Source organism: Enterococcus casseliflavus NBRC 100478 (assembly GCF_001544095.1).
Taxonomy (GTDB): Bacteria; Bacillota; Bacilli; order Lactobacillales; family Enterococcaceae; genus Enterococcus_D; species Enterococcus_D casseliflavus.
In genome coordinates, this window is record NZ_BCPT01000032.1 from 1 (window position 1) to 12,502 (window position 12,502).

The window sequence follows — 12,502 nt, forward strand, 5'->3', positions numbered from 1 at the left end:
GGAGAATATTAAAGATGCGGTCTTTGGTTTTCGTCCGATAAATCTCAAAGCCATACCCTGCCATGGAGGAGAACAACAGCGCAAAGACGGTCGTAATCACGGCAATCACTGCGGAGTTGCCTAATGCCCGAGTAAAATTCAAATCGGAAGAAAAGAGGTTTTGGAAGTTGATGACAAACTGATCGCCAATCATGATTTTTCCAGCAACGATATCAAAGGTTTGGTTGGTCATCCCTAGGATCATCCAAACAAATGGAAAAATAGAGATGAAAGCCAAAATCGCAAGAAAGACGTATTTTAAAGTGAGTGAGATTGTTTTCAATTTTCTTTTCCTCCTATTTTCGTTTGGATGATCGATAAAATCACGATCGCAATCACGATAACAAAGGAGACCGCAGCTGCGTACCCAAAGTTTGGCGTGAATTTGTAACTCAAATTGTAGATATATTGCGACAAGGTCGTCGTGGCATTAGCTGGTCCACCGCCAGTGATATTTTGAACTTCATCGAATAATTGCAGCGTACCGATCGTTGAGGTGATCGTGGTAAATAAGATGATTGGACGCAAGTTGGGAATCGTGATTTTGAAGAATTGATCCCATTTCGTGGCACCATCGATCTCTGCCGCTTCGTAAATACTTGGATCGATATTTTGCATGCCTGAGATGAAAAAGATCATATTGTAGCCAGTCCAACGCCACGTGATGGCAAAAATGATCAGTACTTTTGCCCAGAATGGATCCGTCAACCATTGGATCGGTGCATCGATCAGGTGTAGTTGCGTCAAAAAGTTATTGACTAACCCATTTGCCGAAAAGAGACTTTTCATGATCAAGGAATAAGAAACCAAGGATGTGATACAGGGTAAAAACAAGGCGGTGCGGAATAGCCCTTTAAATTTCAATTTTTTGTCATTCAATATGTTCGATACGATCAGCGCCAAAAAGAGCATGATCGGAACTTGGACTAATAAGTATAAAAACGTATTGCCAAAGGCTTTTTTAAAGGTTGAGTCGCTCAACATCCGCTGATAGTTGCCAAGACCGTTAAAGGTCATCGCTGTCGGTGGTCCTGATTGGAATGACGTGAACAATGCCGAGACCATCGGAATAAAGACCAGCATCGTGATCAAAATGACGGGTAAGGTAATAAAGGCATTGCCGTTTGCAAACCAATTTTTTGTTTTGTTTTTCATTGTAATTCCCCCTTAACACAGAAACTCGCGATCGCTCACGAGTTTCTGCAAAGTTGTTCGATTAGTTTGCAATTTGTGCTTCCACTTGTGATTGTGCTTCTTCTAATACTTTATCGATGTCTTCGCCGTTGATCACTCGTTGCAAGCTTTCAGTCAAGACAGATTCAATGGCATAGGTGTGATTGCCGTAGTTCACGGCTGGAATTTCTTGTGACCATTGAGAGAAATCTTGGAAGACTTTTTGACCGCCATAGAAATCAAGCCCCGACGTATATTCTTCCGTTTCTTCTGCAGCATTCATGGTTGAAACCAAACCGATCTCGGTAGCTAGTGTACCCATCAATTCTTTGTTTGAAGCAAAGGTATTGGCTAAAAAGTCTTTGGCATTTTCTTCGCCCTCAACCCCTTTGATCACGTACCAGCCTGCTCCGCCGATGCTAGAAGCATTGACTGAATTGCTGTTGCCAGCAATAGATGGGATTGGAGCAATCGCCCATTTGCCGCTTTGGTCTTCCGCGCCTTGAATCGTGCTGGAATACCACGCACCAGTTGGCGCAGAAGCGACATTCCCCGATTGAACGGCATTGACCCCGCCATCCCAATCAGAAACTTGTTCAACTAAGCCTTCATTCAACAATGTTGCTAAGACAGTTAGACCAGCTTTGAAGGATTCATTGTCTTTGATGGTCACGGTGGAGCCATCTTCACCGGTATACCATTCGCCTGCCGATTGCATAATGATTCGTGCCAAGCCAAGATCGCTTGGGTCTAACGACATCATAGCGTGACCCGTTTTTTCTTTGACATCTTTGGCGATGCTGATAAAATCATCCCAGGTAATATCTTGGAGATCAGCTTGCTCATAGCCTGCATCGGTCAAATAGTCTGTGCGGTAAAATAGTCCTGCGACGCCACTGTCAAATGGCACCCCATAAATGACATCGTCGACTTTATTGACCGCAAATTTATAGCTGGAGAAATCCTCCTCATTCACGATATCCGTTAGATCACTAAACGCATCTGGATAAGAAGAAAGGTATCCTTGGATGCGGTAGTCTTCGATCAAAACGATATTTGGTAGTCCGTCCGTATTTCCAGATGCCAGACTCGTATTTAATTTTTGAACGATATCATCTTGTGACATCGTCACGACTTCCACATCGACATCTTGATTTTCATATACTTTTTTGGCTTCATTGACTGCCTTGATGTTGAAGGTCTCATCCCATGCCCAGACCGTGACTTTGTTTGAGGACTCACCAGAATCCCCTGAGCTTGTGTTGCTGTTTCCGCAAGCCGCCAAAGTCAGCACTGCAGCCGCCGTTACCATCGATGCAAATAGTTTTTTCATTTTTATCCCTCTTTCCTTTTATTTACATGGCTAACTATACACTGGTTTTGTAACCGTATTCAACGATTATGAAAGAGCTTACTAAATTTGTCCAAAAATAGAAAAAAGTTACAATACCTTTCTTTTTTGAAAGCGTTTATAATAAAGAAGAGATATAGGGGGGATACCATGACTATTTTACGCACGGTCTTAGTCGTTGATGATGAGGCGACGATCCGAGATGGATTGAAACATATGATACGTTGGGAGCAAGAAGGGTTCCGTCTCTTAGGCGATGCAGCGAACGGGCAAGAAGCATTGGCGCTGATCCATGAACTGAATCCCGACATCGTGATCACGGATTTGAAAATGCCACAAATGGACGGTCTTCAACTCACAACGATCATTCAACAACAATATCCAGAAGTCCATTTTTTGGTCTTGAGCAGCTACGATGATTTCCAATACGTCAGTCAGTCTTTTAGAAATGGTGCCGTAGATTATCTTTTAAAACCGACACTGACACCGACACTCTTGTTGAAGACGCTGCACAACATCTCACAAAAGCTGTCACATACGAAAGGCTCCGTGACTGAGGAGACGCAGCTGCAAGAATCGTTGAATCGCTATTTAGCAGGATATGAAGAACCGTTGGCTCCTTTGGCGGATTACCTTGCATTAGATCAGTCGCAACAGCAAGCCCAAATTTTGACCACCAATTTTAGCGGCTTTCGTGCCAATGATCAGCTGCTGCATGCATTAACGGAATTTACTCAATCACAACCGCAGGTAAAGACGCTCTTTTTTCAAACCAGTAACAAAGATGCCGGCTTAGTGATCAGTTATCCAGAAGGAAAGAATTTTTATTCCTCTTTGAAAGAAACGTTGGAACAATTGCGTTTTACCGAGCCAGACGCCTTCTTTACTCTCAGTGTGCCCTTTCAAAAGATTGAACAGTTGCGGGACCATTTTGTGACGCTTAAAGCCAAAAGCCAAGGACAATCGTTTTTTTATAAACGACAACGGTTGGTGCCAGAACAAGAACTCTTTTTGTACATCGAAAGTGATCGCTTTGATACGAAGAAGTTCTTGCGGGCTTTGTTAGACAACAACTTTTTGTTAGGAATCACCAGAATCGAGGAATATTTTAATGACATGATCTTATCCAATGTCGATCCGACATTCTTAAAACAGCAGGCCAGCAGTATTTTTTACACGTTACTGTCCCGCTTGGAAGAAGAATTTCCCACTGCTCCACGCTTTAGCCGCTTAAAAGCCGAATTTTTGCATGCCATCGGTCACGTGCAGTATTTGGAAGATTTTTCTGATTTGTTGTTGGCGACCATTGATGATATTCGTCAACAGCTGACGACTTTATCACCGCTGGATGAAGATGATCTACTCGTTGCGATCCAGCGCTTCATTCAAGACAACTACACTAAAAGTCTGTCTTTGTCTGAACTGGCTGAAACCTTTCATTTTAGTTACACCTATCTTTCGGCTTTTCTTTCTGCGAAACTGAAAATGAGCTTTTCTGAGTATGTAAAGAAAACCCGCTTGGATAAAGCCAAAGAACTACTGACACAATCTGATCTGAATCTATCTGAAATCAGTGAAGCGGTCGGGTATTCGGATATCAGCTATTTTTCTCGCATCTTTAAGAAAGAATGCCAAGTCACCCCATCGAAGTATCGGCGGTTGAATCAATTATGAAAATCAACCAATGGATTCAGAAAAATGAATTATTCAGTCGGATCTTCATCTTTGTTGTCGTCGGGGTCATTAGTGTTTGTCTGCTAACCGTCGTCGTGATCTATGGTCGCTCGAAAGATGCCTATGTTGCTTCGTACCAGAGTTCCAATCAGCTGCTACTGGAAAAAATCCAAGAAGATTATGAGCGTCTGAACGAGAATATCCATCGGATTTTTGATATCGTCGATGAAAGCAAAGCCGTTGAAACATACTTAGAAGGCGACATGAATCAAGGCCGTACGATTTTAGAATTAAACGAGCAATTAAAAGACACCCGCTCTTTGTTTCAAGACATCCCCTCGAATTTAGTGTTGATTGGGGTCAACGGGGGCACTTTCTTTCAAAACGATGCGGTTCGCAATCAATCAGTAGATGATTTTCTCGCCAGTGCCTTTATCCAGCAGATCAATGACAATGACGCCATCAGTCAGTATTATTTCTTAGATCAAGGCTTGAGCACCTCCACCAGCGACTCCCCTGGCTTGATGTACGTGCGCAAATTAATGAAAGAAGAAACGATTTTCGGCTATGCCCTGATTTTCTTAAAAGAATCCGATTTTTCTTCGATCTATCGTCAACTCTTAGATACCAGTCTTCACTCGATCTATATCGTCAATGAGCAAAATCAAATTCTCTCCACTTCTGATCCGAGCCTTTTAGGCAAGCCATTTGAAGATCGTCTCGTCACGGTCAAAAGAGATACTAGCATCAATCAGCTGCCCCTTTATTCGTATCATTTTACTTTTTACGATGTTTTGGATGAATCGCATCTAGTACGCAATATGAATCTGATCAAGCCAGCTCTTTTGATTTCTGTCGTCAGTATTTTACTCTTTAGTCTGCTGGCATTTTGGATCATCCGCAATATCACCCAACCGATTTATCAGCTGATTGCCAAGCTGCCTGCGGTCACACAAGGCGATTTCAGCGACAAGGTTACCATCAACGGGACGTACGAAACGCGAGAATTGGGGCGTGCGTATAACTTGATGCTAGAGGACTTAGAATCTTATGTCGATCATTTAATGGTTACAGAAGCCGAAAAACGCAAGTTCGAGATCCGCTCGTTGCAAATGCAGATCCAACCGCATTTTGTCTACAACACATTGACTGCCATCAAGTTTTTGATCTGGCAAAACGAACAAGAAGCCGCCACCCAAGCGATTGAAAGCTTTGTCCAATTGTTGCGGCACACCTTTAACCGCAAAGAGATCGTCCCCTTAAAGGATGAGCTAGCGATCGTGGAAGAATACCTCGTTTTAATGAACGTACGTTACGGCAATCGCATCCAATCGACGATTTTTTCAGAAGATGGCTGTGAAGATATTCTTGTACCGAAGATGATTTTGCAACCGATTATCGAAAATGCCTACCTGCATGCCTTTCCCGAAGAGGATTCAGGTTTGATCCAGATTTTTTCTCGCGTCAGTAAGGAAGGCCTGAAAATTGAGATCATCGATACGGGCATCGGGTTCAATGAAGAGCACCCAACCAGCACCGCCAACCATTTTGAACACTATTCAGGTATTGGCTTGGACAATATTGATCAGCGTATCAAGCTGCTCTATGGGGAGAAATATGGATTGACTGTAGAATCACGCCTCAACGAAGGAACCACCGTTCGCTTGCTGCTGCCGATCCAGCGGGAGGAACAAAACTGAGTCAAAGAACTAGGTCTGCACTTTGCCGTTAGTTCTTCAATGCTTCGCTCACTACAAAAAACCTACCGTCCTTGATAGATACCCATCAAGAACGGTAGGTTTTGTTTCCCTATTCAAAGACGGTCATTTCTTGTCCGTCCATAGTGATCAAGCTGCCAAAAGGATGTCGTTGGGCATTTGCAAAGCTTCGATTGCGAAACAGCACCTGAACCTTTTCCAACCCTTCCATACAAATTCGATAACCGCTTCCTTCTGGTTCAATAGAAATTGTTCCAGTTGGCACGCCTTGCTGATCACAGACTTCAGCAGAAACTGCTTCCGTTATTTCAAAGGCATGAACGATCAGGTTTTTGGTGTAGTCATAGGCGGCGGTCTGTTCAACGCTTCCTTCAATGATCAGTGAATTCGGTCGTACCATCAACGGTAGATTGAAATAGTCATAGCGTTCTTCCCACCATTTTTGGCCTTCATAGCGTTTGTTGTCTAAATAATTTGTCCAAGTTCCAGCTGGCAGATAGAACGGAATCTTTCCTTGCTCATTAAAAATCGGCGCAACTAGTAAGCGATCCCCCAGCATATACTGCTTATCAATGGCATAAACCGTCTGATCCTCTGAGAACTCTAGCATCAATGGACGCATCAGGGGAATGCCCGTTTTTGCAGTGTCTGCTGCTTGACGATAAATATAAGGCATTAGGCGGTTTTTCAATTTTGAAAAAGATTGACTGACTTTTGCTGCTTCTTCTCCAAAATTCCATGGTACCCGATATTCAACATTGCCATGGTAACGACTGTGGGTCGACAATAAACCAAATTGAGTCCAACGTTTATACAAGTCGGGAGTCGCTTGTTCTTCAAACCCGCCGATATCATGGCTCCAAAATCCAAAACCAGATAAGACAAAGGATAAGCCACCACGCAGAGACTCTGCCATCGAAGAATATTCAGATAAATTGTCGCCTCCCCAATGGACAGGAAATTTTTGGGAACCAACAGAAGCAGAACGAGCAAAAAGAACGGCTTGATTTTCCCGCATTTCCGCCAGCAGTTCAAAGACGGTTTCATTGTATAGATAGGCATAATAATTGTGCATTTTTTTTGGATCTGATCCGTCATAATAGACGGCATCTTCAGGGATCCGCTCACCGAAATCCGTCTTAAAGGAATCAACACCTAATTCAATCAATTCCTTTAAGCGATCTTTATACCATTGACGAGCCTCTGGATTGGTAAAATCAATGATCCCTTGTCCAGCTTGCCAAAGATCCCACTGCCAGACTTCACCTGCATGGTTCTTAATAAAGTACCCTTTCTCTTTGCATTCTTGATATACAGAGGCTTTTTGCCCAATGTAAGGGTTGATCCATAAACTGACTTTTAATCCTTTCTCATGGATTTTCTTTAGTAATCCTTTCGGATCAGGAAACAATTCGTCATTCCATTCAAACCCACACCATTCAAATTCCTTCATCCAGAAACAATCAAAATGAAAGACATCAAAAGGAATATCACGAGCTTGCATTTCATCGATAAAGTGCATCACTGTTTCTTCACTATAATCAGTCGTAAATGAAGTGGATAGCCATAAGCCAAAAGACCACGCTGGCGGTAAGGCGGGTTTTCCTGTCATGTCGGTGTATTTTTCTAGAATGGCTTTCATATCTGGTCCATAGATGATGTAATAGTCCAGACGCTGCCCCTCGACACTGAATTGCGTGCGGGAAACGTTCTCAGAAGCCACTTCAAAGGAAACCGCTTCGGGATGATCAACAAAAATACCGTAGCCTTTATTCGTTAAATAAAACGGAATATTTTTGTATGCCTGCTCGCTACCCGTACCACCGTCTTGATTCCAAATATCAACGGTTTGACCGTTCTTGATAAAAGGAGTGAACCGTTCCCCTAATCCGTAAACAAGTTCATAAGGATCTAGCAAAAGCTGTTCTCGCATATACTGCTTGCCGTCATTTCCCGAAATTTTAGCCTGTGCTTTAGGCATGGAAGAAGTCAACAAGCTACCTTCTCCGAAAAAGTCGATTTTAAAAGCCGCTTGTTTAGGGACTTTCGCTTCCAATGATCCAGATTTGAAGATATACATGTCTTCGTTATCGGTATCGATCTTCACGTCTGCCGGTTGAGTATCTAGTGCAAACGACGGGGCGTGCATCGTCTGGTCATGATGCACCAAGCTGACTTTGATTACATCGTTTTGCGGAGTCGAAAACGTGAGTGTGGTTAAACCAAGGTTTAAGGTATCGCCACGCCGCTGAATCTCTTGATAGGGCAGATAAAGGGTCAATTGCTCCTTTTCTACCTTATGATCATAAGCAATTCGGGGATGCTCAAGTTGGACGCCTTCTTTTGCCAGCCAATAGCCATTTGTAAATTTCATCTTCTTTTCCTCCTACTTTACTGCACCATCTGAGATGCCTTTCACTACATGTTTTTGCAAGGCAATAAACAAGAGAATGATTGGCAGAACAACGATCACCAGAGCGGCTAGCGCTAAATGCCATTGCTTGTTAAATTCACCGAAGAAATAAAACATCCGCAAGGGAATCGTATACATTCCGGCTTTATTAATACTTAATGAAGGCAATAAATAGTCATTCCAAAACCACAATGTATTCAAAACAATCACCGTTACCGTCGTTGGTTTCAACAAAGGCAATATTACTTTCCAATAAATCTGAAAGGTATTCGCCCCATCAATGATCGCTGCTTCATCCAGCGATCGTGGAATGCCTCTTAACGCACCATAATATAAAAAAGTCGACATACTGACAGCCAATCCCAAGTACATTATCATTAGACCCGGCTGATTTAACAAATTCATTCGTCCAAAAAGAGAAATCAGTGGAATCATGATCCCCTGAAAAGGGATCAGCAAGCCGATGGCAACAACAAAATAGAGGACTGAACTTAAGCGGCTGGCATTTCTGGATAAAGCGTATGCTGCCATTGAAGAAACAAAGACCACCAAGATCAAAGAACCGACAGTAATCAACAATGAATTCATTAAACTTCTGATGAAATCCAGTTTTTCTAACGCCTCTTGATAATTCTCAAAGGACAATCCGCCAGGCAGCGACAACGTACTCTGAAAGATCTCTGCTTTTGTTTTAAATGAATTGATCACGATCAAGAAAAACGGATAAAACCATAAGCACGCAAGTAAAAGACCACTTACGATCAGCAGACTGTGCTGCAGCTTTTTTTTCTTCTGCCGTCTACTTTTTGTATTCCCCTTTTTAGTAGAGGAGTGACGAGTCTCGATCATGCGCTGATCTCCTTTCTGCGGGTAATTGAGATTTGAATAATGGAAATAATGACAATGATCACCAGAAATATCATCGCTTTTGACTGAGCAAAGCCCATTTTCCTCATTGAAAAAGCTTCATTGTAAATATTCATGGCTGCCATCTGAGTCGAATTAAACGGTCCCCCCTGTGTCAACGCCAAGTTTTGATCATAGATTTTAAAGGCATTTGACAGCGTCAAAAACAATGTTACGGTAAACGCGGGCATCAGAATGGGTAGTTTGATTCGGAAAAAGACTTGTAGCGGATTGGCGCCGTCCATATCTGCTGCTTCTAAAATTTCTTCTGGAATATTATTTAGAAACGAAATATAGATCAACATCATATACCCGCTCATCTGCCAGACGAACAAGATAACCAAACCCCAAAAACCTGTTTCTGGTGTATTCAACCAGCCATTAAAAAAATTGATCCCAGTCAAATCGGCGATACTCTCGAATGCTTTGTTAAAAATAAATTGCCATATAAATCCTAGTATGATCCCACCAATTAAGTTCGGCATGAAAAAGACGGTCCGAAATAGAGTGGTCCAGCGTCCCAGTTTTTGCGTGACTAAAGTTGCTAACAACAGCGCGATGACATTGATCAAGATCACACTGTAAACTGAAAATTTCGCCGTGAACAACAAGCTGTTAATGAACGCCTGATCTTTAAAAGCGCGCAAGTAGTTTTCCAATCCGATAAAGTCGCTGATCGTATTGCCGTTCCAGTTGGTCAGTGAGTAATATCCCCCTGTAAATAAAGGAATAAACAGAACGACCAATAATGCGACGAATGCCGGTGCTAGCAGCAGCCAAAATGATTTTGAACGATTTGTTAACATACAGCTCCTCCTATGATTTCCTTGATTTTGCCTATCCTGCGCGCATCACTGCAGGATAGGCATCTCTTTGGTTATTGACGTTCTTGCGCCCAACTGCTTTTCAGCTGATCAGTGAACTCAGTCCATGAGATTTGATCGGCTGCATAAGCCTGGAACTGAACCCCAAAAATATTTTGTCCGTAACCATCTGGATAAGAGTTATGGACCCAAGGAACCGTTTGGCCATTCGTTAAATACGTATAAATGTCATTGGACAACGGATCAGAAATATCGTCACTGGAGAAGTTCGTATAAGCTGGAATAAACTCAAAATCATCGATGATCGCTGTCATCGCCTCTTCATCGGTATACATCCATGTCAAAAATTGTATGGAGGCATCGATCACTTCTTGTTCCTTATCTTTGTTGACACCCCAATACCAAGCTGGTCCGGCAACGATTTTGCTGCCGTCTCCCACTTGCATTGGGACGATCGCTAATTTTTCTTTTGCAAATGTATCATCCAAGCTGTTTAATGTAGGAACGATCCAATTGCCTTGATGAATGATGGCAACCTTCTCACTGGCAAATAATTCTTCGACTGACGTGCTGTAATCCATTGATTCCAACGGTTGAGCATTGTATTGGATCGCCAGATCAGCGTAGTCTTTCAGTTGTGCCTCATAAGTTAAATGAAGCTCTTTGGCTTCCAGTGTTTCTTTCAAGCTATCATTAAATTCAGGTGCAAAAAAGTTCGAACTGAATTGACTGGAAACCCATGTTTCACCGCCGCTGAAGCCGAATACACCGTCTAATCCTAACTCTTCTTTCTTACTATCTAACGTTTCTACTGCCTCCTTAAAATCGGCAAATGTTTCAATCGCTTCACTATCGATTCCCGCTTGCTGAAACAGCTCTTTATTGATCAGCCAACCGTAGCCTTCGATATTCATCGGCAAGCCATAGACTGTCTCATTCAGTGTTGCACCTTCCAACGTTCCCTCAATTGCTTTTTGGGCTAATTCTGTTTCCCCAAGGTCATATAACTTGTGTTCCCATGTTTGCGTATCTGCTAGTCCCCCCAGCATAAAAATGTCCGGTTCATCACCAGATGAAAATTTTGATTGGAGAGCCGCTGTGGCGTCCGTTCCTCCACCTACAGTAGTCATATTGATTTTTATGTCCTCATGGCTTTCTTCAAAAGCCGCAACCAATCGATCCATCTGTTCTGCAGTCTCTGTCTTGATGTTAAAAACTTCTAGTGTTACACTACCATCATCCGAGGTACCGCTTCCAGAATTTCCGCAACCAGCAATTCCGATCACACTTAACATAGTAGCAGCCGTCAACAAAATTTTCTTTTTCATCATTGTTCCCTCCTCAATCAATTCGATCACAAATTGATTATATTGATATTTCGGTCCTTCTGTAATCGTTATCTTAACCGAAATACCTTGTAATATTGATGAAAATGGAGGAGACAGATGGTAACCCAACCCTATATTTTTACACCAAACCCTAGTGAATATGATATTGATACTTCTTTAAAAGAGATCACAGAACATGGTGACAGCTTGTTTCCAGTCAGTGTTTATTTGACAAATCATCCTGCTGATCAAGCAAATATGATCCACACCCATTGGCATCGCGAGCTCGAAATCCTGTATATTTTTCGAGGAAAGATGGAAATAAAGGTCGAAGGTGTTTCTTATATCGCTAAAGAAGGCGAGCTTGTATTTATCCCTGCCAATCAGCTACATGAGGCATTAAATTATCAGCAAACAGCTTGTACCTTCTTTGCTATCGTCTTTGACGCGACCTTTATTGAGAGCCGCGTCTCTGATTTGATCCAGCAGTCCTATCTGGACCCGTTGCTCCATTCCGCGGATCAGCAAGCGATTCACATCACAAGTGATTTCGTTTCTCATATGAACATTCAACAGGCATTGACTCATATTATAGATTTATTTGCATTAAAGGAACCATTGTATGAGCTGGCGATCAAAGCGGAACTCTTTTTATTTATTAAATATCTTTGTCAAAATAGCCAATACATTAATCGCAATAAGAAACCTATCGACAGTAAAAGCAAACTCAATACGTACAAATGCAAGAAAATCCTACTTTTTATTGAAGAAAATTATCAACGCCCAGTGACACTTGAGGAAATCAGTCAATATATTGGCTATAGCAAAGAACATTTCTGCCGTTTTTTTAAAAGAAATTTCCAGATGAGCTTTTTTACCTATCTAAATAAGTTCCGCATCAAAAAAGCGGAGTATCTCTTACTCCATACGGATTTAAAAATCATCGAAATCGCATTGGAAACTGGATTTGATGATCCGAATTACTTTACGACACTTTTCAAAAGGGAGACCGCTTTGACCCCTTCCAACTATCGCAAACGACCGAGCAACACCACGAGTTTATAATGCTGAAAATC

At 42.2% G+C, this 12,502-nt stretch carries 10 protein-coding genes; 3 read left to right on the plus strand and 7 right to left on the minus strand.

The genetic code is table 11. The features are described 5' to 3' along the window. The 3 genes from ECA1_RS16370 to ECA1_RS16380 all read right to left on the minus strand — a co-directional run. Positions 1-322 (minus strand): ABC transporter permease family protein (locus ECA1_RS16370; RefSeq protein WP_162264663.1); only part of this gene is annotated, 322 nt, incomplete at its 3' end. Next, positions 319-1,194: a carbohydrate ABC transporter permease gene (locus ECA1_RS16375; RefSeq protein WP_010747841.1), complete on the minus strand. Its 876-nt coding sequence runs from the start codon at positions 1,192-1,194 to the stop codon at positions 319-321. The genes ECA1_RS16370 and ECA1_RS16375, both read right to left, overlap by 4 nt. A gap of 61 nt (positions 1,195-1,255) precedes the next feature. Further along, positions 1,256-2,545 carry an ABC transporter substrate-binding protein gene (locus tag ECA1_RS16380; protein WP_060793095.1) on the minus strand — a complete coding sequence of 430 codons (1,290 nt, stop codon included), beginning with the start codon at positions 2,543-2,545 and terminating at the stop codon, positions 1,256-1,258. Positions 2,546-2,713: 168 nt separating this feature from the next. Between ECA1_RS16380 and ECA1_RS16385 the strand changes: the two genes are divergently transcribed. Both ECA1_RS16385 and ECA1_RS16390 read left to right on the plus strand, forming a co-directional pair. Continuing rightward, positions 2,714-4,237: a response regulator transcription factor gene (locus ECA1_RS16385; protein WP_060793096.1), complete on the plus strand. Its 1,524-nt coding sequence runs from the start codon at positions 2,714-2,716 to the stop codon at positions 4,235-4,237. Next, complete coding sequence (locus ECA1_RS16390) at positions 4,234-5,937, plus strand: sensor histidine kinase (protein WP_060793097.1); 1,704 nt, start codon at positions 4,234-4,236, stop codon at positions 5,935-5,937. The genes ECA1_RS16385 and ECA1_RS16390 overlap by 4 nt, the downstream gene beginning before the upstream one ends. A gap of 109 nt (positions 5,938-6,046) precedes the next feature. Here the strand turns inward: ECA1_RS16390 and yicI are convergent, their stop codons facing one another. From yicI to ECA1_RS16410, 4 genes are all read right to left on the minus strand, one after another. Next, entirely contained in the window at positions 6,047-8,329 is a 2,283-nt protein-coding gene (gene yicI, locus ECA1_RS16395) for an alpha-xylosidase (protein ID WP_060793098.1), read from the minus strand. A gap of 12 nt (positions 8,330-8,341) precedes the next feature. Continuing rightward, positions 8,342-9,217: a carbohydrate ABC transporter permease gene (locus ECA1_RS16400; RefSeq protein ID WP_060793099.1), complete on the minus strand. Its 876-nt coding sequence runs from the start codon at positions 9,215-9,217 to the stop codon at positions 8,342-8,344. Further along, positions 9,214-10,080, minus strand: coding sequence for a carbohydrate ABC transporter permease (locus ECA1_RS16405; RefSeq protein ID WP_060793100.1), 867 nt, complete (start codon positions 10,078-10,080; stop codon positions 9,214-9,216). The genes ECA1_RS16400 and ECA1_RS16405 overlap by 4 nt, the downstream gene beginning before the upstream one ends. A 71-nt stretch (positions 10,081-10,151) precedes the next feature. Then, complete coding sequence (locus ECA1_RS16410; protein WP_060793101.1) at positions 10,152-11,426, minus strand: ABC transporter substrate-binding protein; 1,275 nt, start codon at positions 11,424-11,426, stop codon at positions 10,152-10,154. Between the two features lie 117 nt (positions 11,427-11,543). On the opposite strand from ECA1_RS16410, the gene ECA1_RS16415 reads away from it, so the two are divergent. Further along, the gene (locus ECA1_RS16415) at positions 11,544-12,491 is read left to right on the plus strand and encodes an AraC family transcriptional regulator (RefSeq protein ID WP_016608166.1); all 948 of its coding nucleotides are present in this window, start codon (positions 11,544-11,546) and stop codon (positions 12,489-12,491) included. Positions 12,492-12,502: the final 11 nt, after the last annotated feature.